Below are 23,066 nucleotides of genomic sequence, written 5' to 3' on the forward strand. Positions count from 1 at the left end.
CTAGAACAGCGACTTGGCGGCGGCGGAGGCGACGCTCACCACCGGGCCCGCGAACAGGGCGAACAGAATGTTGAACAGGCCCGCGACCGCCAGCACCGTCTTGACTTCGACGCGCACCGGATCGACCTGCCCGGCCGGCTCGTCGAAATACATCGTCTTGACGATGCTGAGATAGTAGTAGGCGCCGACCACGCTGGAGAGCACGCCGATCACGGCGAGCGTGAACAGGTTCGCCTTGATGGCGGCGACGAAGACGTACCATTTGGCGAAGAAGCCGGCGAGCGGCGGGATGCCGGCGAGCGAGAACAGCAGCATCGCGAACATGAAGGCGAGCAGCGGATTGGTCCGCGAGAGACCCGCGAAATCGCTGATCTGCTCGACCGGCTGGCCATCGCGTTTCATCGCCAGGATGATGGCGAAGGAGCCCAGCGTCATCGCGACATAGATCACGATGTACATCAACACGCCCTGCGCGCCCTCGACCGTGCCTGCGGCAAGACCGACCAGGGCAAAGCCCATATGGCCGATCGAGGAATAGGCCATCAGGCGCTTGATGTTGCTCTGGCCGATCGCGGCGAACGAGCCCAGCGCCATCGAGGCGATCGACACGAACACCAGGATCTGCTGCCACTGCGAGACGATGCCCGGGAATGCGGTCAGCGTGACGCGGGTGAAGACCGCGAGCGCGGCCACTTTCGGGGCCGAGGCGAAGAAGGCCGTCACAGGCGTCGGTGCGCCCTCGTAGACGTCGGGTGTCCACATGTGGAACGGCACCGCTGAGACCTTGAAGCAGAGGCCGGCGAGCAGGAACACCAGGCCGAACACCAGGCCGACATTCGAGATCGTCGCGGCCGCCGCGATGCCGGTGAAGGCCACCGTGCCCGTGAAGCCGTAGATCAGCGAGGAGCCGTAGAGCAGCATGCCCGAGGACAGCGCGCCGAGCACGAAGTACTTCAGGCCGGCTTCGGTCGACTTGGCGTTGTCGCGGTTCGAGGCCGCGACAACGTAGAGCGCCAGCGACATCAATTCGAGGCCGAGATAAAGCGAGATCAGATCGCCGGCCGAGATCAGCACCATCATGCCGAGCGTCGAGAGCAGCACCAGGATCGCATATTCGAAGATGCGGCGCGACGGATCCGACAGGAACTCGGTCGACAGCACCAGCGTCACCGCCGAGCCGATCAGGGCCAGGATCTTCATGAAGCGGGCAAAATCATCGACGATGAAGCTGCCGCCGAAGGTCACGTGCTTGCCCGCGGGCAGCATGTATTCGAGCACGCCGACAACGATCAGGAGCAGCACCGCAAGCGTCGTGACCGTCTTGGTGGTCTCCTGCCCGCGATAGGCGCCGAGCATCAGGAGTGCCATCGCCCCGACCGCGAGCACGAGCTCGGGCAGCACCGGCGCCAGTTGATAACCTGCAGTCTCAAAGCTCATGGCGATATCCTGACCTGCCCGCTCACTGGAGCAGTGCGGCGGCCTTCACGGCCGTCACAGCGGTGTTGTAATTGTTGACGAGTTGCTGGACCGAGGCCGCCGACATGTCGAGCACCGGCTTCGGATAGATGCCGAACAGGATCGTCAGCGCGATCAGCGGGAACAGCGTCAAGCCCTCCCGGAAGGTGAGATCCTTCATGCTCGCCAGCGACGGCTTGACCAGCGCCCCGAACACGACCTTGCGGTAGAGCCACAGCGCGTAGCAGGCCGACAGGATCACGCCGAAGGTGGCGAAGAACGCGGTCGGGATCGAGACCTTGAAGGTACCGAGCAGCGTCATGAACTCGCCGACGAAGCCGGAGGTGCCGGGCAGGCCGACATTGGCCATGGTGAAGACCATGAAGGTCAGCGCGTAGAGCGGCATCCGGTTGACGAGGCCGCCATAGGCCGCGATCTCACGGGTGTGCATGCGGTCGTAGACGATGCCGACGCAGAGGAACAGCGCGCCGGAGACGATGCCGTGCGAGATCATCTGGAACACGCCGCCGGCGACACCCTGCATGGTACCGGCGAAAATGCCCATGGTGACGAAGCCCATATGCGCCACCGAGGAGTACGCAATCAGCTTCTTCATGTCCTCCTGCATCAGCGCCACCAACGAGGTGTAGATGATGGCGATGGCCGAAAGCGTGAAGACCAGCGGCGCGAAGTCGTGCGAAGCCAGCGGGAACATCGGCAGCGAGAAGCGCAGGAAGCCGTAGCCGCCCATCTTCAGAAGGATCGCGGCCAGGACCACCGAGCCTGCGGTCGGCGCCTCGACGTGGGCGTCGGGGAGCCAGGTGTGCACCGGCCACATCGGCATCTTCACCGCGAACGAGGCGAAGAAGGCGAGCCACGCCCAGGTCTGCAGCGAGCGCGGCACGGCGGTGTGCATCAGGGTCGGGATGTCGGTGGTGCCGCCGTTCCAGTACAGCGCCATGATCGCGAGCAGCATCAGCACCGAGCCGAGCAGCGTGTAGAGGAAGAACTTGAAAGATGCATAGACCCGGCGCGGACCGCCCCAGACGCCGATGATCAGGAACATCGGGATCAGGCCGCCTTCGAAGAACAGGTAGAACAGCACGAGATCGAGCGCCGAGAAGGTGCCGATCATCAGCGTTTCCAGGATCAGGAACGCCATCATGTATTCGCGGACGCGGTTGGTAATCGCCTTCCAGCTCGCGATGATGCAAAACGGCATGATGGCGGTGGTCAGGATCACCAGCGGCAACGAGATGCCGTCCACGCCCATGTGGTAGGTGATGCCGGTGGCAAGCCAGTTCGCCTTCTCGACGAACTGGAAGTCGGCGCTCGACGCATCGAACCGCATGACCAGGATCACCGACACAGCGAAGGTGATCAGCGTGGTCCACAGCGCGATCCAGCGCGAGTTGCGCCGGGCCGCCTCGTCGTCGCCACGGCTGAGATAGACGATCAGCGCGCCGACCAGCGGCAGGAACGTCGTGACGGATAGAATTGGCCAGGTCGTCATTTACTGGCCTCCAAAGCCGAACATGAACCAGGTGATCAGGCCGGCGGCACCGATCAGCATGGCGAACGCGTAGTGGTAGAGATAGCCGGTCTGGATTTTCACGACGTTGCGGGTGACGTCCAGCACGCGGGCTGAGACGCCATCGGGGCCGAGACCGTCGATGATGAAGCCGTCACCCTTCTTCCAGAGCTGATAGCCAATCCACTTCGCCGGACGGACGAAGATGATGTCGTAGAGCTCGTCGAAGTACCATTTGTTGAGCAGGAACTTGTACAGCATTGGCTGCGTGTTCGCGAGCTCGACCGGCAGATAAGGCCGGCGGATGTAGAACAGGTATGACACCAGGAAGCCCAGCACCATCATCACCGTCGGCAGGAAGGCGATGGTCTCGGGAATGTGGTGCATCTCCTCGATGATATGCGGGTTCATCTTCACGGACTCGCGGAAGAACTCCTCGATGCCGTGACCGGCGAACAGCTCCTTGAACGGGAAGCCGGCCAGGATGGAGCCGACCGCAAGCACACCGATCGGGATCAGCATCCAGATCGGCGCTTCATGCGCGGCCTCGTAGTGGTGCTCGTCATGCGGCTCGCCGTGGAAGGTCTTGAAGATGAGGCGCCACGAGTAGAACGAGGTCAGGCCGGCCGCGACGACCGTCATCAGGAAGCCGTACATCGCGAACGGATTGTGCGAGGCGTAGGCGGACTCGATGATCGCGTCCTTGGAGAAATAGCCCGCGGTCAGCGGGAATCCCGTGAGCGCGAGCGTGCCGACCACCATCACCGCGTAGGTGTATGGGATCTTGCGCCACAGGCCGCCCATGTTGCGGATGTCCTGCTCGTGATGCATCGCGTAGATCACCGAGCCGGAGCCCAAGAACAACAGCGCCTTGAAGAAGGCGTGCGTGAACAAATGGAACATGCCTACCGAATAGGCCCCTGCTCCCATCGCCACGAACATGTAGCCGAGCTGCGAACAGGTCGAGTAAGCGACGATGCGCTTGATGTCGTTCTGGACCAGGCCAATGGTCGCCGCGAAGAACGCCGTAGTGGCGCCGAAGAACATCACGACGGCCTGCGCGTTCGGCGCGAGTTCGAACAGCGGCGACAGGCGCGCCACCATGAAGACGCCGGCGGTGACCATGGTCGCGGCGTGGATCAGCGCCGACACCGGGGTCGGGCCTTCCATCGCGTCCGGCAGCCAGGTGTGCAGCAGGAACTGCGCCGATTTGCCCATCGCGCCCATGAACAGCAGCAGGCAGGTCAGGGTCAGCGCGTCGGCGTGCCAGCCGAGGAAGTCGATGGTCTTGCCGGTCAACCCGGGCGCAGCGTGGAAGATGGTCTCGAAATCGGTCGAGCCGGCCAGCAGGAAGATCGCGAAGATGCCGAGCGCGAAGCCGAAATCGCCGACACGGTTGACCACGAAGGCCTTGATGGCGGCGGCGTTCGCCGACGGCTTCTGGTACCAGAAACCGATCAGGAGGTAGCTTGCCAGACCCACGCCTTCCCAGCCGAAGAACAGCTGCACGAGGTTGTCGGCGGTCACCAGCATCAGCATGGCGAAGGTGAACAGCGAGAGATAGCCGAAGAAGCGCGGCCGGTTCGGATCCTCGTCCATGTAGCCGATGGAATAGAGGTGCACGAGCGAGGACACGGTGGTCACGACCACCAGCATCACGGCGGTGAGCGTGTCGACCCGCAGCGTCCAGTAGACCTGGAGATCGCCGGAGAGGATCCACGGCAGCAGCGGAATGCGCATGTCGTGGTGCATGAAGCCGACATCGACCAGCGTCATCCAGGACAGCGCCGCCGACACGAACAGCAACGCCGTGGTGATCAGCTCGGCAGCGCGCGAGCCCGCCGCGGGCGGCTTGGAGACGTGGTGGTCGTCGTGGCCATCTCCGGGTTCGTGATGAGTCTCGTGGACGACCGACGCATCCTCGTTGATCGTGTCCGACGCATGGGCGTGCGCGCCATGACCGTGATCATCGTGATGCTCGACCGTGTCGCCCGAGGGGTTGCGGGCATGCGCGCCGAACAGCGCGATCAGGCCAGCCAGAATGGCGCCCAGCAGAGGCAGGAAGACGATTGCCTGGACCATGATTTACTCTTTCCGCATGATCTGGTCGGAAAACCGGTGTCCACTTTTCCGGATCATGCGATCAGCCCTTCATCAGATTGACGTCCTCAACCGCGATCGAGCCGCGGTTGCGGAAATAGACCACCAGGATGGCGAGACCGATCGCGGCTTCAGCGGCCGCGACGGTGAGCACCAGGAGCGCGAAGACCTGCCCGACGATGTCGCCGAGGAAGGTCGAGAACGCCACGAGGTTGACGTTGACCGCGAGCAGGATCAGCTCGATCGACATCAGGATGACGATGATGTTCTTGCGGTTCAGGAAGATGCCGAGGATCCCGAGCGTGAACAGGATCGCGCCGACCGCAAGATAGTGTCCGAGCCCGATCGTCATTTCACCCACTCCGCCGCGTCAGAGTCCTGGAGCCCCTGCCCCGGCGCCACCTTGCGTATCGCCATCGCTATTTCGGGCGTGCGCGCGTTCTGAATGTTGATGTCCTGCCGCTTGACGCTCGCCTTGTGCCGCAGCGTCAGCACGATGGCGCCGATCATCGCGACCAGCAGCACCATGCCCGAGAGCTGGAAGTAGTGGATGTACTTGGTATAGAGCACCAGGCCGAGCGCCTCGGTATTGGAGACGTTGGTCGGGATCGCCGCCGTGATCGTCTTGGCGACGCCGGGCTTGATGACCCAGAAGCCGACCGTGAGCAGCAGCTCGAACAGGAAGATGCCGCCGATCACGAGGCCGACCGGCAGGTATTCGATGAAGCCCTCGCGCAGCTCGAGGAAGTCGACGTCGAGCATCATGATCACGAACAGGAACAGGACCGCGACCGCACCGACATAGACGACGATCAGGATCATCGCGAGGAATTCGGCGCCCATCAACACGAACAGACCGGAGGCGTTGACGAAGGCCAGGATCAGGTACAGCACCGAGTGCACGGGATTGCGCGAGACAATCACCATCACCGCCGAGGCGACACAGACGCCGGCGAACAGATAGAAGAACAGCGCGGGAAGGATCATGCTCTCATCTCACCGGTACGGCGCGTCGAGTTCGATCGCTTTCGCGATCTCGCGTTCCCAGCGGTCGCCATTGGCGAGCAGCTTGGCCTTGTCATAGAACAGTTCCTCGCGGGTCTCGGTCGCGAACTCGAAGTTCGGACCTTCGACGATGGCGTCGACCGGACAGGCTTCCTGGCAGAGGCCGCAATAGATGCACTTCACCATGTCGATGTCGTAGCGCACGGTGCGGCGGGTGCCGTCGTTGCGGCGCGGACCGGCCTCGATGGTGATGGCCTGGGCCGGGCAAACCGCTTCGCACAGCTTGCAGGCGATGCAGCGCTCTTCTCCGTTCGGATAGCGGCGCAGCGCATGCTCGCCGCGGAAGCGCGGGGAGATCGGGCCCTTCTCGAAGGGATAGTTCAGCGTCGGCTTCGGCTGGAAGAAATAGCGCATGGCGAGGAAGAACGCCGAGACGAATTCCGACAGCAGAAGCGAGCGTGCAGTGGCGTTGATGTTGATACCCATGACGGCCCTCACTTCGGCGCGATGTCGGCGAAGTGCAGCACACCGGCCACCACGATCACCATCGCCAGCGACAACGGCAGGAACACTTTCCAGCCGAGGCGCATCAGTTGATCGTAGCGGTAGCGCGGCACGATCGCCTTGGCCATCGCGAACAGGAAGAACATGAAGAACAGTTTCAGCGAGAACCAGATGATCCCCGGCACCCAGTTGAAGGGCGGCAGGTCCACCGGCGGCAGCCAGCCTCCGAGAAACAAGATCGTCGCCATCGCGCACATCGTGGCAATCGCGACATACTCGCCGAGCATGAACAGAAGATACGGCGTCGAGCCGTACTCGACCATGAAGCCGGCGACGAGCTCGGATTCTGCTTCGACGAGGTCGAACGGCGGGCGGTTGGTTTCAGCCAGCGCCGAGACGTAGAAGATCACGAACATCGGGAACAGCGGCCAGACGTACCAGTTCAGGATGGTGAGCTGCGGCAGCCCGATCAGGCTGGCGAGGCCGCGGACATGCTGCGCCTCGACCACGGCCGAGAGGTTCAGCGTGCCGGCGCAGAGCAGCACCGTGATGATGACGAAGCCGATCGAGACCTCGTAGGACACCATCTGCGCCGCCGAGCGCAGCGCCGCGAGGAACGGATATTTCGAGTTCGACGACCAGCCGGCCATGATGATGCCGTAGATCGACAGCGACGAGATCGCGAAGATGAAGAGAACGCCGACGTTGATGTCGGAGATCACCCAGCCGAGATTGGTAGGGATCACCGCCCAGGCCGCGAGCGCGAGCACGCACGAGACCAAGGGAGCAAGAAGAAACACGCCCTTGTTGGCGCCGGACGGGATGATCGGCTCCTTCAGCACGAACTTCAGGAGGTCGGCGAAGGATTGCAGCAGGCCCCAGGGACCAACCACGTTCGGGCCGCGGCGGATCTGCACCGCCGCCCAGATCTTGCGGTCGGCGAGCAGGATGTAGGCGATCGCCACCAGCAGAACGACCAGCACCAGGACGCTCTGCGCGATCATGATGATCAGCGGCCAGAGGAACCCGGTCCAGAATGCGCTTTCGAAGAATTCCATCGGCTCACTCCGCTGCGGTCAGCATCTGCCCGGAGGCAAGCCGCGAACATTCCGCCATCACGGCGGACGCACGCGCGATTGGGTTGGTCAAATAGAAGTCCTCGACAAGCGGCTTGAACGGGGCCTTCTCCGTCGTGCCGCCCTTCCCCGCGAGCTTCCTGATCTGGTCGGCCGAGCCGGGCTCGGTCTGGTCGAGACGGATCAGATGCGGCACCGCCTTGAAGATCGCCTGGCGCAGGGCCGAAAGCGAGTCATAGCCGAGCTTCTTGCCGAGCGCCTCCGACAGCGCGCGGATAATCGCCCAGTCCTCGCGGGCCTCGCCCGGCGGGAATGCGGCCCGTCCGGTCATTTGCACGCGGCCTTCGGTGTTGACGTAGATCGCGGACTTCTCGGTATAGGCGGCGGCCGGCAGGATCACGTCGGCGCGATGGGCGCCGCGGTCGCCGTGGGTGCCGATATAGACGACGAAGGTGCCGTCCGACGGCTTGATCTCGTCGGCGCCGAGCAGGAACAGCAGATCGAGCGTCCCGAACGTCGTCATCTGCGCCGCGTTCAGTCCGCCCTGACCGGCGACAAAGCCGATGTCGAGCGCCCCGACGCGCGAGGCGCTCTCATGCAGCACGCCAAAGCCGTTCCAGCCGTCCTTGAGCGCGCCGACATCGAGCGCGAGCTTAGCAGCGGCGGCGAGAATGGCGGCGCCGTCGTGGCGCGAGGCGGCGCCCGCACCGACCAGGATGATCGGGTTCTTGGCGTTCTTCAGCACATCCATGAAGGAGTGCTTGCCGGCCGCGAGCTCGCCCAGCGTGTCGGTGCCTGCGCCGAGATGGTCATAATCGTAGGTGAGGTCGGCCTTGGCGCCGATCACGCCGACCTTGAAGCCGCCGGCGCGCCAGCGCTTGCGGATGCGGGCGTTGAACACGGCCGCTTCTTTCCGCGGATTGGCGCCGATGATGAGCAGCGCATCGGCCTGCTCCACGCCGGCGAGCGTCGGATTGAAGATGTAGGAGCCGCGGCCGAGCGCGGGATCGAAGGCGTCGCCGCCCTGCACCGCCAGATTGGCCGAGCCGTATTTGGCCAGCAGATCCTTCAGCGCGAACATCTCTTCGACGCCGGCGAGGTCGCCCGCGATCGCGCCGATGCGCTTGCCGTCGGTGCGGGCCGCTTTCGCGGCGATCGCGGCAAAGGCCTCGGGCCAGTTCGCCGCGCGCAGCTTGCCGGCTTCGCGGATATAGGGCCGGTCGAGACGCTGGGTGCGCAGGCCGTCGACGACGTGACGGGTCTTGTCGGAGATCCACTCCTCGTTCACGGCCTCGTTGATGCGCGGCAGGATACGCATCACTTCGCGGCCGCGGGTGTCGACGCGGATCGCGGATCCCACGCCGTCCATCACGTCGATCGACTGGGTCTTGCCGAGCTCCCACGGGCGCGCGGCGAAAGCATAGGGCTTCGAGGTCAGCGCGCCGACCGGGCAGATGTCGACGAGATTGCCTTGCAATTCCGAGGTCAGCGCGTGCTCGAGATAGGTCGTGATCTCCATGTCCTCGCCGCGGCCGGTCGCACCCATTTCGGGGGCGCCGGCCACTTCCGCCGAGAAGCGGACGCAGCGGGTGCACTGGATGCAGCGGTTCATCGAGGTCTTGACCAGCGCGCCGAGATATTTGTCCTCGACCGCGCGCTTGTTCTCGGCGAAGCGGCTGGTGTCGACACCGTAGCCCATCGCCTGGTCCTGGAGGTCGCACTCGCCGCCCTGATCGCAGATCGGGCAATCCAGCGGATGGTTGATCAGAAGGAATTCCATCACGCCTTCGCGCGCCTTCTTCACCATCGGCGAACGGGTGGAGATCTCCGGCGGCTCGCCCTTGGGACCCGGACGGCAATCGCGCACGCCCCAGGCGCAGCTCGCGACCGGCTTCGGGCCGCCCTTCACCTCGACGAGGCACATCCGGCAATTGCCGGCGATCGACAGCCGCTCGTGATAGCAGAAGCGCGGAATCTCGGCGCCGGCCGCTTCGCACGCCTGGAGCAGCGTGTATTCGGCGGGGACATCGATCTCTTTACCGTCGATGATGAGCTTGGTCATTCTCTCTACTCCGCCGCGACCATGTTCATGGGATCGCGGACGCCGATATCGTCGATGTCGGACTTGTGCGAATATTGGTCGATGCGCGCTTCGATCTCATGACGGAAATGCGCGATCAGGCCCTGGATCGGCCACGCCGCCGCATCGCCGAGCGCGCAGATGGTGTGACCTTCGACCTGCTTGGTGACTTCCAGCAGCATGTCGATCTCGCGCTTGTGGGCGCGGCCTTCGGCCATGCGGGTCAAGACGCGCCACATCCAGCCGGTGCCTTCGCGGCACGGCGTGCACTGGCCGCAGCTCTCATGCTTGTAGAAATAGGAGATGCGGGCGATGGCGCGGATCAAATCGGTCGACTTGTCCATCACGATCACGGCCGCGGTGCCGAGACCCGAGCGCAGCTTGCTCAAGCTGTCGAAATCCATCGGCGTGTCGATGATCTGCTCGGCCGGCACCATGCGCACGGAGGAGCCGCCGGGGATCACGGCCTTGAGGTTGTCCCAACCACCGCGGATGCCGCCGCAATGCTTCTCGATCAGCTCACGGAACGGAATGCCCATGGCCTCTTCGACGTTGCAGGGCCGCTCGACATGGCCGGAGATGCAGAACAGCTTGGTGCCGACATTGTTCGGACGACCGATGCCGGCGAACCATGCCGCGCCACGGCGCAGGATGTCGGGCGCAACCGCGATCGACTCGACATTGTTGACGGTGGTCGGGCAGCCGTACAGGCCGACATTGGCCGGGAACGGCGGCTTCAGGCGCGGCTGGCCCTTCTTGCCTTCGAGGCTCTCGAGCAGCGCGGTTTCCTCGCCGCAGATATAGGCGCCGGCGCCGTGGGCGACGTAGATGTCGAAGGGCCAGCCGTTGACGTTGTCCTTGCCGACCAGCTTGGCCTCATAGGCCTGGTCGATCGCCGCCTGGAGATGCTCGCGCTCGCGGATGAACTCGCCGCGGACATAGATGTAGCAGGCATGCGCGTTCATCGCGCAGCTCGCGATCAGGCAGCCCTCGATCAGGAGATGCGGATCGTGCCGCATGATCTCGCGATCCTTGCAGGTGCCGGGCTCGGATTCGTCGGCATTGACGACGAGATAGCTCGGCCTTCCGTCGGTCGACTCCTTCGGCATAAACGACCATTTCAGGCCGGTCGGGAAGCCGGCGCCACCGCGGCCGCGCAGCCCCGACGCCTTCATCTCGTTGATGATCCAGTCACGGCCCTTGTCGATGATGTTCTTCGTACCATCCCAGGCGCCGCGGCGCCGCGCGCCCTCGAGGCCCCAATCGTGGAGGCCGTAGAGGTTCTTGAAGATGCGGTCCTTGTCCTCGAGCATGTCAGTGCTTTCCGATCAACGGTTGGCTTGCTTGTAGGCAAGCCCGGCGGCGCAGACGGCGAAGGTCAGCGCCCAGAGCAGACTGGATTCCAGCGACGCGTTCAGTGCGAAGCGCTGAAGCAGGAAAATGAATGTGGCCGCCACGGCGGAATGCATTGCGACGAAGCCCCACTTCTTCACAACACTGCTCCCATCAACTGGCGGTGAGAGATCACGCATCAGGTGATTTCCTTCAGCGTGGTCGGCCCACCGGTCGGCGCCGAGAACTGGCGGCCGTTCTGCGGACCGGGCTTGGGCGGATTGCCCGAGGCAAAGCCATCGAGCACCTTGCCGAAGCTTTCCTTCGTCAGATCCTCATATGTGTCCTTGCCGATCAGCACCATCGGCGCATTCACGCAGGCACCGAGGCACTCCACCTCTTCCCAGCTGAAATTGCCGTCCTTGGAGAGATGGAAGGGCTCGTGATGAATGCGGTGCTCGCAGACGTGGATCAGATCCTCAGCGCCGCGCAGGCGACACGGCGTGGTGCCGCAGACCTGGACGTGGGCCTTCTTGCCGACCGGGGCGAGCTGGAACATCGTGTAGAAGGTCGCGACCTCGAGCACGCGGATATAGGGCATGTCGAGCATGTCGGCGATGACGCGGATCGCGGCTTCCGAGACCCAGCCGTCGTGCTGCTCCTGCGCCCGCCAGAGGATGGCGATGACGGCCGAAGCCTGGCGTCCGGCCGGATATTTCGCGATCTGCTGCTTGGCGAACGCGAGGTTCTCCTCCGTGAACGCAAAGCTCGCGGGCTGGACTTCCTTCGATGCTAATCGGCGAACGGACATCTCTTCAATCTCTCACTGCACGCGGCGCGCTGTTTTCGCATTCAGGGCATTGATCCTGTCCTGCCAGAATGCGCTTGCGGTGCCGAAAACATTGTAGCCGACGTGGGTGGAGACCTTGATGCGGTCGAGGATCGACAGCTCGGTCACCGTTTCCATACGTCGGGTGCTGGGATCGTAGACGATCAGCTTCAGCGGGGTGTGTTCGAGGATGTAGCGCGAGACCGCGTGCGAACGGTCGCTGCCGTGCTCCTCGCACATGACGACGCTGTCGGCCTGGAGCAGCCGGGCGCCGCCCTTGATCGCCTCGATCTCGACGCCCTCGACGTCGAGCTTGATCAGGTACTTGCCGGTGCCTGCGATCTTGCCGTCGTCGATCAGATTGTCGAGCGCAATGACCGGCACGTCCTCGCCGCCCGCCGACGCATCGCCGGCGATGCTGAAGGCCTCGTGCTTGGTGCCTGACAGGCGCGCGATGCCACGGGCCGCGCCGATCGCGCATTTCATGGTCTCGAAGCGGCTGCCATTGATGCGGGCGTTGTTGGCGAGCTTCGGATAGTTCTGCCCCGACGGCTCGATCGCGATCGCCTTGTGCGAGCCGAACGGCTTGCTCGACACCAGCACCGACCAATAGCCGTAATTCGCGCCGCAATCGAGCAGCGTGTAGTCGACGTCGATGGAATCGGCGAACAACAGCTCCAGCTCGTCCTCGTAATTGTAGGAGCGGTTGAGCAGCTTGCTCCAATAGCCGTCGCCGTAGGGAAATTCGAACACGGCGTCGGGGTTGAGCTTGATCGCGATATTGCGCTCGGGCAGCGTCTTGCGCAGCAGATTGGCGCAGGCGATGTAGCCCATATGCGAGAAGTGCGACGAGATCTTCGATCCCGTCACCAGCGCCAAGGCAGCCGTCCGCTCCCACAGGTTGGCCCCTTCAAGGGCCCCCGAGGCACGGTCAAACTGGATCGGCGCCTGCGCCATCACCGATCGACCTCTCCGAACACGATGTCGAGCGAGCCGAGGATCGCCGAGACGTCGGCGAGCAGATGACCGCGGCAGATGTGGTCCATCGCCTGCAGATGCGCAAAGCCGGGCGCGCGGATCTTGCACTTGTAGGGCTTGTTGGTGCCGTCCGAGATCAGAAAGACGCCGAACTCGCCCTTCGGCGCCTCGACCGCGGCGTAGACCTCGCCGGCGGGCACGTGGACGCCTTCGGTGTAGAGCTTGAAGTGGTGGATCAGCGCTTCCATCGAGCGCTTCATCTCGCCACGGCGCGGCGGCGCGACCTTGTTGTCCTCGACGACGACGGGACCCTTCCCGTCGGCCGCGTTCAGCTTCTGGATGCACTGCTTCATGATGCGCACGGACTGGCGCATCTCTTCCATGCGGATCAGATAGCGGTCATAGCAGTCGCCGTTCTTGCCGATCGGGATGTCGAAATCCATCTCGGCGTAGCATTCATAGGGCTGCGACTTGCGCAGATCCCAGGCCGCGCCCGAGCCGCGCACCATCACGCCCGAGAAGCCCCACTCCCAAGCTTCCTTCAGCGACACGACGCCGATGTCGACGTTGCGCTGCTTGAAGATGCGGTTGGCGGTGAGCAGCCGGTCGAGATCTTCGACCACTTTCAGGAACGGATCGCACCAGGCGTCGATGTCGTCGACCAGCTTCTGCGGCAGGTCCTGATGCACGCCGCCGACGCGGAAATAGGCTGCGTGCATGCGACTGCCGGAGGCGCGCTCGTAGAACACCATCAGCTTTTCGCGCTCTTCAAAGCCCCACAGCGGCGGGGTCAGCGCGCCGACGTCCATCGCCTGCGTGGTGACGTTGAGCAAATGCGACAGGATGCGGCCGATCTCGCAATAGAGCACGCGGATCAGCTGCGCGCGGCGCGGCACCTCGATGCCGAGCAGCTTTTCTGCAGCCATGCAGAAGGCGTGCTCCTGGTTCATCGGCGCGACGTAGTCCAGGCGGTCGAAATAAGGGATCGCCTGCAGATAGGTCTTCTGCTCGATCAGCTTTTCGGTGCCGCGGTGAAGCAGGCCGATATGCGGGTCGACGCGGGCGACGACTTCGCCGTCAAGCTCCAGCACCAGGCGCAGCACGCCGTGCGCCGCCGGATGCTGCGGACCGAAGTTGATGGTGAAGTTGCGAAGGACTTCGGGTTGCTCGTTCATGATCAGACCTTCGGCCCTGCTTTTTCATCCCCTGGAAGGACCGGATAGTCGGCGCCCTCCCACGGGGACAAAAAGTCGAACTTGCGGAATTCCTGGTTGAGCCTGACCGGCTCGTACACCACCCGCTTCTCCTGGTCGTCGTAGCGGACCTCGAGGAAGCCGGTGGTCGGGAAGTCCTTGCGCAGCGGATGACCCTCGAAGCCGTAATCGGTCAGGAGGCGGCGCATGTCGGGATGACCGACGAAGATCACGCCATAGAGGTCGTAGGCTTCGCGCTCGAACCAGTCGGCCCCGGGAAACACCTCGATCAGCGACGGCACCTGCGTGGTCTCGTCCGCCTGGGCCTTGAGCCGGATCCGCGCGTTCAAGGTCGGTGACAGGAAGTGATAGATCACGTCGAAGCGTTTTTCGCGCGACGGATAATCCGCGGCCGTGATGTCGGTGAAGTTGATGAAGCGGCAGCTCGGGTCGTCGCGGAGGTACTTGACCACCTCGACGATTTTGCTGACCTCGACATCCACCGTGAGTTGGTTGAAGGCCACCGAATGACCGATGGCGGCGCCCGGAAGGGCGCTAACGATCGTCTGCCCCAGGGCGTCGAGCTTGGCGTCGTCCATGACGTAAAACCTTAGCGTTCGATTGTGCCGGTGCGGCGGATCTTCTTCTGCAGCAGCAGCACGCCGTAGAGCAGCGCTTCCGCCGTGGGCGGGCAGCCCGGCACATAGATGTCGATCGGCACGATGCGGTCGCAACCGCGCACGACCGAGTAGGAATAGTGATAATAGCCGCCGCCGTTGGCGCAGGAGCCCATCGAGATGACGTAGCGCGGCTCGGGCATCTGGTCGTAGACCTTGCGCAACGCAGGCGCCATCTTGTTGGTCAGGGTCCCCGCGACGATCATCACGTCCGACTGACGCGGTGAAGCGCGCGGCGCGAAGCCGAAGCGCTCGACGTCGTAGCGCGGCATCGAGACCTGCATCATCTCGACCGCGCAGCAGGCGAGACCGAAGGTCATCCACATCAGCGAGCCGGTGCGCGCCCAGGTGATGAGGTCGTCGGTCGCGGCCACGAAGAAGCCCTTGTCGGACAGTTCCGAATTGACCTCGAGGAAGAACGGATCATTGGCCCCGACCGGCTTGCCGGTCGACGGGTCCAGGATGCCCTTGGGGGCCGGCGCGAGAACCGGACCGGCGGACGACGTAGGGGTCAATCCCATTCCAGTGCGCCTTTCTTCCATTCATAGGCGAACCCGACCGTCAGCACGGCGAGGAACACCACCATGGACCAGAAGCCGGTCGCGCCAAGCTTGCCGAACGCCACCGCCCAGGGAAACAGGAACGCCACCTCGAGGTCGAAGATGATGAAGAGGATGGCGACGAGATAGAAGCGGACGTCGAACTTCATGCGGGCGTCGTCGAAGGCGTTGAAACCGCACTCATACGCCGACAGCTTTTCCGGGTCCGGCTGCTGGAACGCCACGATGAACGGCGCGATCAGCAGCACCAGGCCAATGAGGCCCGCTACCCCTATGAAGACGACGAGTGGAAGATAGTTCTGCAGAATGCCGCTCATTGACGAGCCCTTTTTCCCGCAGCCTCGGGACAGCCACGGATTCGTCCAGTTTGGAATTGTTCTGAGCCTTAGCGCAGTGCACCAATGGGCGCAAGACACGCTCTTTTTAGGCCCTTTGTCGCCCTCAGAACGGTGGAAATCCCGGAATCACCCCGCGGCTGGTATGGAGCAGATCGACAGCCCCAGCAAGGGCGCCCCGATCAGTCCACACGCGCTGGGCCGTGACGTCCGTGGTTGGGAAGGCTCACCTTATCTAGGCCGCGACGCTGCAAAGTCCAGATTATAACGAGGCAAGCGCGCCCATTATCGGGCGAGCGACCCGGGAGCCATGCATCACGATCGGACCTGGGCTCGTCTGGCGAATGTGTCGGGCAGGAGGCCCACTTCGCCCCAGCGGAAAATGGGTGGCGAGCGCGGCGGCGACGTGGCTGGGTCGTCGCGCGCCGCGCTCGCATGAGCTTCGGGCCGGGGGGCATGACCCGCGAGCTCATCGGTCTCGTGGTGGAAGCCGGCGACGGGCCGGTCAGGCTCTCACGATGGCCTTCCCTCGCCTGTTCTCGTCATTTGCCTCACCATTTGTAGGAGACGCTGGCGGTGACGCGCCGGCGGTCGCCGTAGAAGCAGGATGACGCCGCCGCGCAGCTCGCGACGTAGATCTTGTCGGTCAGGTTGATCACGTTCAGCGCGGTGCGCCAGTTCTGCCATTCATAGTGGAACGCGAGATCGCCGAGCACGACCGCGGGAACCTCGAGGGTATTGGCGGTATCCGCCCACGACGAACCGATATAGCGGAGACCGCCGCCGAAGCCGAACCCCGCGAGTGGCCCGTCCTTGAAGGTGTAGTCCGCCCAGCCGGACACCAGGAGCTCAGGCGTGTTGGTCGGGGTCTTGCCGACCAAAGACGGGTCCAGATCCCTGCTGTTGAACAAATGGTAGGCCGTGAACGAGCCGATCAGCTTCAGCTCACGCGTGGCGTTCGCCACCGCTTCGAGCTCGATGCCGCGCGAGGTCACCTCGCCGGTCTGGTTCTGCAAGGTCGTGACGACAGGATCGGTCGTTGCCACATGCTGACGTTTCAAGTCGAACACCGAAGCGGTGAAGTAGCCGTCAAATCCCCGCGGCGCGACCTTCACGCCGATTTCCGTCTGCTGGCCGGTCTCCGGCAGGAACAGCTGGTTTTGCGCGTTGAGGCCGATGATCGGATTGTAGCTCGTGGCGTAGGACACATAGGGCGCGATGCCGTTGTCGAAATTGTAGATCAGCCCGGCGCGCCCGCTGAACCTGCTGTCGTCGCGGCTGGCAAGCGTGGCGCCGGTATCACGGGCAGCCTGCGTCGTCTCGACCCAATCGTTGCGGCCGCTCAGCACCAGCGTGAAGTTGCCGAGCTTCATCTGGTCCTGAAGATAGGTGCCGGCCTGCTTCTGCGTGATCTGGAAGTTGCGGAACGGTGCGCCCGTCAACGGAATGTCAAACCCGTAGGCGGGATTGAAGACGTTGATCGAAGGGACGGTGCCGAAGTTGAAAGCCTGATAATCGTCGATCTGGTAGCCCTTCAAATCGACCCCGAACAGCATCGTATGCCGCACCGCGCCGGTGTTGAAGCGGTACTCCAGCTGATTGTCGAGATTGGCCTGGTTGGCGGTGTTCTTCGCATACCAATTATAGCGACCGAGACTGGCCGTGTTGATGTCAGCCCAATTATTGCCGACATAGCCGCGATAGGTCACATCGACATGGGCAAAGCGCGCATTCTGCCGGAACGTCAAATCGTCGGTGAGATTGCGCTCGAACTGATAGCCAAGCATCTCCTGCTCGCGCGTGAACTTGTCGACGCTGGGATCGCCAGCGAAAAAGCTGGTCGGGATCTTGCCGAACCGAGCGTTGGTCACCGTGCCCTCATAGGGCAGGAAGTTGATGCCACGGGTTTCCTGCCGGGAAGCTGAAGCCAGTACCGTGAACCTCGTGTCGGCGTCCGGCTTCCAGGTCACCGACGGCGCGATGAAGTAGTTGTTGTCCGGCGTGAAATTGACCTGCGTGGGGCCGTTCTGGACCTGACCGACGACGCGGTAGAACAGCTTGCCGTTCTCGTGGCTCGTTGCGACCGGACCGGCAACATCGAAGCCGACATAGGCGTTGCCGAAATTGTTGACGCCGGTCTCGATGAAACGGACGGGCTCCGCCGGCGGCATCTTGCTGATGACGTTGACGATGCCGCTCGGGCTCGATCCGCCATAGAGCACGGCCGATGGACCGCGCAGCACCTCGACGCGCTCCATGTTGGGCGTCTGGAGCTTCCAGCTCGCATAGGAGGTGTAGAACAGCTGCATGCCGTCGAGAAACAGTCCGACGTCGTCGGACTTAAAGCCGCGGATCAGCCACCAGTCGTTGCGCGTGTCCGCGCCGAAGGTCCCGGCGCGAACTCCACCAGTATAGCGCAGGACCTCGTCGAGCTTGTTCGCCTTCTGGTCGCGAATCTGCTCCGCGCCGATCACCGACACCGCCTGCGGCGTCTCCATGATCGGCGTGTTGGTCTTGGTGCCGGACGAGCTGCGGCCGGCGACGTAGCCGTGCACCGGGCCGAGCGGGGTCTCGACGAAACCGACATTGCGCGGCGGCTGCGGCCTGTTTCGGTTGGCGGTCTGCTGGGACGATCGCGGCGCACGGCGCTGCACGGAGATGGCTCGTCGGCGCGCTTCCGGCGCGGTGACGGTCACCGACGGAATGTTCTGCGCGCCAATCTGCGCAGGAGATTGTGCAAGCGATGCCTGCGGCAGCAAAACCCAAGCGGATGCGGTCGCCAACATGGCCGACCGCAGCATTCCAAGACTGTTCACGCGCAACCCCAAAACTGCGTGTTCTGATGGCACATGCTGTCGGCCCATGACGGCATGCGCTTGCGGTGACGCTTAGGGCAGCGCGCGCGAATTCCCTAATTGAAAGCCTCTTAGAAGGAGTCTTAAAAACGGTCTTGGAAGCGATCCAACATGTTCCCGGATTGCCGAAACGTCAGCGCGAAATCTTCTCGCTCTCAAGCATCTCGGCGGCGATTGCCGTCAATTGATCGACCTGCTGCAGCAGCGTCTCGAACTCGGCTTCGCTCAGATGTTCGCGCAAACGCCGATTGCGCTCCTGCGCACCGGCGACGATCGCATCGTGCGCCGCGAGGCCCGTTGCGGTCAGCGAGACCAGCACCTCGCGGCTATCCTTCGGGTTCGCCGATTTCGCGATCAGCTTGCGCGACACGAGTTCCGCAAGCGCGCGGCTGATCTGCCCCTTGTCCTGGCCGACGGCTTCCGCGAGCCGCGCCACGCTCATCGGCGGCCGCCGGCCAAGCGAGGCGACCAGGCCGAACTCGACCGATGACAATCCGGCGAGACGCTTGTAGCGCAGGATGGCGCCGCGCTTGAGCAAATTGGCCAGCACCATCAGCCGCGACGACAGCATGACGGTGATCGGCGCCAGCGACTGACTTTCGTCCGCATCGGACGATGTGCGCCCGTCCCTGCCTGATGTCTGGCTCATGGTCCACCTCTGCCAAGAAAGCCGCGGCGTGCCAAGTCTTGGTAGCGCGACCTCCCCAGCCTGATCCGAATGCGATTAAGAGGCATTTGGAAATCGTTGACATTGTCATCGATCTAATCTTCACTTGGTACAAGGCATCAAAAAAGCCCGGCCGGTACGGCCGATTGCGGGAGGACCAGCATGACCATCACGCAGCGGGATCGCGATCTCGGAACGGCCTATGCGATGAAGCCGGCGCACACCCGCACCGAGCTCACCTCGGTCATGCGCGGCACGCCGATGGGCGAACTGCTCCGCCGCTACTGGCATCCGGTCGGGCTCATCAGAGACGCAACCGACACTCCGAAGAAGGTCCGCGCGCTCGGCGAGGATCTGGTGCTGTTCCGCGACAAGCACGGCCGCGCCGGCCTGCTGCACGCCCGCTGCTGCCACCGCGGCACCACGCTCTATTATGGCAAGGTCGAGGAGGACGGCATCCGCTGCTGTTATCACGGCTGGAAGTTCGACACCGAGGGCCATTGCCTGGAGCAGCCCTGCGAGCCCGATGGCGGCCAGTTCAAGGACAAGGTGCGCCAGCCCTGGTATCCGGTCGAGGAGCGCTACGGGCTCATCTTCGCCTATCTGGGCCCCGCCGAGAAACGCCCGGTGCTGCCGGCCTATGAGTGCCTGGAGACCATGGACGACGGCGAGTTCGTCGACGCCGACGATTCCTCGATCGGCGGCGGTGGTCCCGCGATCATCCCCTGCAACTGGCTCCAGCATTTCGAGAACGTGGTCGATCCCTACCACGTGCCGGTGCTGCACGGCTCGTTCTCGGGTCCGCAATTCACCAACATGATGGCATCGATGCCGGAGGTGACGTTCGACAAGACGCCGCGCGGGATCGCCGTGCGCTCGATCCGCAAGCAGGATGACGGCAAGGTGTTTTACCGCGTCACCGAGGCGGCGCTCCCCACCTTGCGCGTTGTGCCAAACCCGCGCGTGGCGCAATTCGCCCGCGTCGAGTCGATCGGCTGGACGCTGCCGATCGACGACACCTCGTTCCGCATCTACGTCGCCGGCCGCGTCAAGAACGCCGGCGACATCGGTCGCATGCGCTCGAAATTCAACGGCAAATTCTGGTGGGACATGACCGAAGAAGAACATCAGCGATTTCCGGGCGATTACGAAGCCCAGGTCGGCCAAGGACCGCAGACCATCCATTCCGAGGAGCATTTCGGCCAGAGCGACCGCGGCATCCTCATGATCCGACGCATGCTGAGCGACCAGCTCGAGGCGATGGAAGCAGGCCGCGATCCGATCGGAATCTCGTTCGATGCAAGCGCGCCTCCCGTCGAATTCGAAGCGGGGAATTACATCCGCGAAGGCTGACCTGCCAGCCCCAATCAGGGCTGGACCGACAACGATAACAAAGACTAATTGGGGGAAGCGATGGTCGATGTGACGTCACAAATGTCGGTGCAAACGGCCGCGACGGCAAAACCCTCGGCGCGGCGCTATTACGTGCTAGGCCTGCTCACGATCATCTACGCGCTGAACTTCCTCGACCGCACGATCTTCAACGTGCTGATCGAGCCGATCAAGAAGGAGTTTCAGCTCAGCGATACCATGATGGGCCTGCTCGCGGGCTTCGGCTTCGCGCTGTTCTACTCCCTGCTCGGCATCCCCATCGCGCGCGTCGCCGACCGGCTCAACCGGCGCAACATCGTCGCCGCCGCCTTCGCGTTCTGGAGCGCGATGACGGCATTGTGCGGCGCCGCTTCGAGCGTCACTTCGCTGGCGCTGGCGAGGATCGGCGTCGGCATCGGCGAGTCCGCGGGCTCGCCCGCCTCGCAATCGATCGTCGCCGACCTCTTCGCCAAGAACGAGCGTCCGCGCGCGCTCGGCATCTACGCCGTCGGCACCTATCTCGGCGTATTCCTCGGCTATTTCGTGGGCGGGTACGTCAACCAGCACTATGGCTGGCGGATGGCGTTCTACGTTGCGGGCCTGCCCGGCATCCTGCTTGCTATTGTCCTGTGGCTGACGATCTCCGAGCCGAAGCGCGGCGCCATGCAGGAGAATTTCGTGCCCGAGCCGCTCGGGCCGACGCTGCGCTTCCTGGCCTCGCAGCGAAGCTTCATCATCGTGCTGATCGGCTTCTGTCTCACGACTTACACGAACTATGCGACCGCGGCCTGGATCCCGCCGTTCCTGGCGCGCGTGCACCATCTGTCGAGCGCCGAGATCGGCACCTATGCCGGCACCTTCAAGGGGCTCGCCGGCATGGCCGGCACCCTGCTCGGCGGCTTCGTGGTGGCGCAGATCAGCCGCCGCGACGACCGCTGGAAGCTGTGGGCGCCCGCCATCACCTCGGGCCTTGCCGGCCCGGTGTTCGCGCTGTGCATGCTGACGCAGGACTTTGCGCTGATGGTGGCCACGCTGGCGCTGACCTCGTTCCTGGTCGGCTTCCATCTCGGACCGATCTTCGCGATCGCGCAGACGGTCGCCAAGCCGAGCATGCGGGCGCTGGCCTCCGCCCTGATCGCGCTCACTGCCACCTGCTTCGGCCAGGGCCTCGGCCCGCTCGCCGTGGGCGTGGTCAACGATGCCCTGAAGGGCGCTTACGGCGCCGACGCGGTGCGCTATTCCCTGCTCTCGGCGGCGGTCACGACCACGCTGGGGGCACTCCTGTTCGTCTGGGCGGCGCGCTCGATCCGGGACGATATCGGCCGGGCGGCCGCCTGACGCCGGTACAGGCCGCAAGCCCGGCGAAACCAACCGGGCGCATTAATGAAACCATTTTGCGGAACCCGCGAAACCATCCGGAAACAGACGGTCTTTACAAGACGAGCCATAGACGGCGGCAAAGCCCGTCGGGAGGCTCAGATGAACCACTCTATCCACTCTGCTGATCGTGCGACCCATCTGAAGATCGTGGTGGTGGCGCTGGTGGCCGGAATTACAGTGGCCGGCTTCGGGATCGCAGCCCGCACCAATGCCGATTACAGCCAGACCGCCCAGTCCGCCCATGTGATCAAGGCCGGGAAGCCGGTGGTGGTGACGAGCGCAGGGACGTCGGAGATCCGCTGACACCGCCCCGCTCGGGGCTGACAGAGGCCGCCGCCTGGCCGCCTTTTTCGTTTTCCAGAGCAATGCTTAGCCGGGATGTGCCGGTGAAGCGCAACATCCTTGACTTCACCCAGCCCCGCCTTTAAGTCCCCCCTCGTTCCGCGCGCTGTCAGCGAACCACGCGGGAGTAGCTCAGTTGGTTAGAGCGCCGGCCTGTCACGCCGGAGGTCGCGGGTTCGAGCCCCGTCTCTCGCGCCATTTTGGCAATTCCTTCATAGCCTTAGAACAAACTTCTACACGCCTTTCGCGGCTGTGACGGCGATCGCCGGCATCCGTCGAGAACTTGCGCCATAGTCAGCCGAAGCCCGAATCGTCTAGGCCTTGCAGGACTTGGAGGGATCCCCACCCTTTACCGCCTTTTCCGGGGCCCCTGTGATTGAGGAGGCCAGATATGGCTAAGAAGGATTCCACGAAGAAGCCTGCCGCGCCCGCCACCATCACGCTCAAGCACCTCGCCGCCGACATTGCGGAGAGCCAGGACCTGTCGAAGAAGCGCGCCGAGGCCGTTCTGACCGACATGGTCGAACTCATCACCAAGCACCTGAAGAAGGGCGACCGCGTCCGCATCGTCGGCCTTGGCATCCTCCAGGTCCGCAAGCGCGCCGCCCGCACCGGCCGCAATCCCGCCACGGGCGAGCCGATCCACATCAAAGCCACCAAGAAGGTCGCCTTCCGCCCCGTCAAGGAACTAAAAGAGGCGATCTGACCACTCACGTTTCGTTAAGCCTGATCAGCCTCCTCCGGCCTCACCGCACCCTGCTTTTCTGGTATACCGCCTCTCTCCCCTGACCCGGCG

The 23,066-nt window shown here is 63.7% G+C and carries 22 protein-coding genes and 1 tRNA gene; 5 read left to right on the forward strand and 18 right to left on the reverse strand.

All coding sequences use genetic code 11. From position 1 onward, the window contains the following. The 18 genes from nuoN to IVB36_RS38955 form a co-directional block, all read right to left on the reverse strand. Positions 1-1,437 carry an NADH-quinone oxidoreductase subunit NuoN gene (nuoN, locus tag IVB36_RS38870; protein WP_204511345.1) on the reverse strand — a complete coding sequence of 479 codons (1,437 nt, stop codon included), beginning with the start codon at positions 1,435-1,437 and terminating at the stop codon, positions 1-3. Between the two features lie 22 nt (positions 1,438-1,459). Continuing rightward, positions 1,460-2,968 carry an NADH-quinone oxidoreductase subunit M gene (locus IVB36_RS38875; RefSeq protein ID WP_018455082.1) on the reverse strand — a complete coding sequence of 503 codons (1,509 nt, stop codon included), beginning with the start codon at positions 2,966-2,968 and terminating at the stop codon, positions 1,460-1,462. After that, the gene (gene nuoL / locus IVB36_RS38880) at positions 2,969-5,068 is read right to left on the reverse strand and encodes an NADH-quinone oxidoreductase subunit L (RefSeq protein ID WP_018455083.1); all 2,100 of its coding nucleotides are present in this window, start codon (positions 5,066-5,068) and stop codon (positions 2,969-2,971) included. A gap of 61 nt (positions 5,069-5,129) precedes the next feature. Next, the gene (nuoK, locus tag IVB36_RS38885; RefSeq protein ID WP_007603558.1) at positions 5,130-5,438 is read right to left on the reverse strand and encodes an NADH-quinone oxidoreductase subunit NuoK; all 309 of its coding nucleotides are present in this window, start codon (positions 5,436-5,438) and stop codon (positions 5,130-5,132) included. After that, positions 5,435-6,073: an NADH-quinone oxidoreductase subunit J gene (locus IVB36_RS38890; protein WP_247395011.1), complete on the reverse strand. Its 639-nt coding sequence runs from the start codon at positions 6,071-6,073 to the stop codon at positions 5,435-5,437. The genes nuoK and IVB36_RS38890 overlap by 4 nt, the downstream gene beginning before the upstream one ends. Positions 6,074-6,082: 9 nt before the next feature. Beyond that, positions 6,083-6,571, reverse strand: coding sequence for an NADH-quinone oxidoreductase subunit NuoI (gene nuoI, locus IVB36_RS38895; protein ID WP_026232873.1), 489 nt, complete (start codon positions 6,569-6,571; stop codon positions 6,083-6,085). A gap of 14 nt (positions 6,572-6,585) precedes the next feature. Next, entirely contained in the window at positions 6,586-7,653 is a 1,068-nt protein-coding gene (nuoH, locus tag IVB36_RS38900) for an NADH-quinone oxidoreductase subunit NuoH (protein WP_018455085.1), read from the reverse strand. Between the two features lie 4 nt (positions 7,654-7,657). Further along, positions 7,658-9,733, reverse strand: coding sequence for an NADH-quinone oxidoreductase subunit NuoG (gene nuoG, locus IVB36_RS38905; RefSeq protein WP_018455086.1), 2,076 nt, complete (start codon positions 9,731-9,733; stop codon positions 7,658-7,660). Between the two features lie 5 nt (positions 9,734-9,738). Continuing rightward, positions 9,739-11,064 carry an NADH-quinone oxidoreductase subunit NuoF gene (gene nuoF / locus IVB36_RS38910; protein WP_247370261.1) on the reverse strand — a complete coding sequence of 442 codons (1,326 nt, stop codon included), beginning with the start codon at positions 11,062-11,064 and terminating at the stop codon, positions 9,739-9,741. A 15-nt stretch (positions 11,065-11,079) separates the two neighbouring features. Next, the gene (locus tag IVB36_RS38915; RefSeq protein ID WP_247370260.1) at positions 11,080-11,283 is read right to left on the reverse strand and encodes a hypothetical protein; all 204 of its coding nucleotides are present in this window, start codon (positions 11,281-11,283) and stop codon (positions 11,080-11,082) included. Next, the gene (gene nuoE, locus IVB36_RS38920) at positions 11,283-11,894 is read right to left on the reverse strand and encodes an NADH-quinone oxidoreductase subunit NuoE (protein ID WP_247370258.1); all 612 of its coding nucleotides are present in this window, start codon (positions 11,892-11,894) and stop codon (positions 11,283-11,285) included. The genes IVB36_RS38915 and nuoE overlap by 1 nt, the downstream gene beginning before the upstream one ends. Before the next feature lie 12 nt (positions 11,895-11,906). Next, a complete protein-coding gene (locus IVB36_RS38925; RefSeq protein WP_247370256.1) occupies positions 11,907-12,869 on the reverse strand; it encodes an FkbM family methyltransferase in 963 nt (320 codons plus the stop codon). Beyond that, positions 12,869-14,065, reverse strand: coding sequence for an NADH-quinone oxidoreductase subunit D (locus IVB36_RS38930; RefSeq protein WP_018455091.1), 1,197 nt, complete (start codon positions 14,063-14,065; stop codon positions 12,869-12,871). The genes IVB36_RS38925 and IVB36_RS38930 overlap by 1 nt, the downstream gene beginning before the upstream one ends. Before the next feature lie 2 nt (positions 14,066-14,067). Then, positions 14,068-14,682 (reverse strand): NADH-quinone oxidoreductase subunit C, encoded by a 615-nt coding sequence (locus IVB36_RS38935; RefSeq protein WP_085384778.1) that lies wholly within the window; start codon positions 14,680-14,682, stop codon positions 14,068-14,070. Positions 14,683-14,693: 11 nt separating this feature from the next. Next, positions 14,694-15,275, reverse strand: coding sequence for an NADH-quinone oxidoreductase subunit B (locus IVB36_RS38940; RefSeq protein ID WP_026232875.1), 582 nt, complete (start codon positions 15,273-15,275; stop codon positions 14,694-14,696). Beyond that, entirely contained in the window at positions 15,272-15,637 is a 366-nt protein-coding gene (locus IVB36_RS38945; protein WP_008136158.1) for an NADH-quinone oxidoreductase subunit A, read from the reverse strand. Before IVB36_RS38945 ends, IVB36_RS38940 begins: the two co-directional genes overlap by 4 nt. A gap of 569 nt (positions 15,638-16,206) precedes the next feature. Next, entirely contained in the window at positions 16,207-18,456 is a 2,250-nt protein-coding gene (locus IVB36_RS38950; RefSeq protein WP_247395102.1) for a TonB-dependent siderophore receptor, read from the reverse strand. Positions 18,457-18,643: 187 nt separating this feature from the next. Further along, entirely contained in the window at positions 18,644-19,159 is a 516-nt protein-coding gene (locus IVB36_RS38955; protein WP_018455095.1) for a MarR family transcriptional regulator, read from the reverse strand. A 180-nt stretch (positions 19,160-19,339) separates the two neighbouring features. Between IVB36_RS38955 and IVB36_RS38960 the strand changes: the two genes are divergently transcribed. The 5 genes from IVB36_RS38960 (at position 19,340) to IVB36_RS38980 (ending at position 22,976) form a co-directional block, all read left to right on the forward strand. Next, positions 19,340-20,530, forward strand: coding sequence for an aromatic ring-hydroxylating dioxygenase subunit alpha (locus IVB36_RS38960; RefSeq protein WP_247375171.1), 1,191 nt, complete (start codon positions 19,340-19,342; stop codon positions 20,528-20,530). Positions 20,531-20,590: 60 nt separating this feature from the next. Further along, the gene (locus tag IVB36_RS38965) at positions 20,591-21,886 is read left to right on the forward strand and encodes an MFS transporter (protein ID WP_345946519.1); all 1,296 of its coding nucleotides are present in this window, start codon (positions 20,591-20,593) and stop codon (positions 21,884-21,886) included. A gap of 141 nt (positions 21,887-22,027) precedes the next feature. Beyond that, positions 22,028-22,231 (forward strand): hypothetical protein, encoded by a 204-nt coding sequence (locus IVB36_RS38970; protein ID WP_026232877.1) that lies wholly within the window; start codon positions 22,028-22,030, stop codon positions 22,229-22,231. A gap of 160 nt (positions 22,232-22,391) precedes the next feature. Next, positions 22,392-22,468, forward strand: a tRNA-Asp gene (locus IVB36_RS38975). A 193-nt stretch (positions 22,469-22,661) separates the two neighbouring features. Beyond that, positions 22,662-22,976 carry an HU family DNA-binding protein gene (locus IVB36_RS38980; RefSeq protein WP_018455099.1) on the forward strand — a complete coding sequence of 105 codons (315 nt, stop codon included), beginning with the start codon at positions 22,662-22,664 and terminating at the stop codon, positions 22,974-22,976. Positions 22,977-23,066 lie beyond the last annotated feature (90 nt).

The sequence above is a fragment of the Bradyrhizobium sp. 35 genome, from assembly GCF_023073215.1.
GTDB lineage: Bacteria > Pseudomonadota > Alphaproteobacteria > Rhizobiales > Xanthobacteraceae > Bradyrhizobium > Bradyrhizobium canariense_D.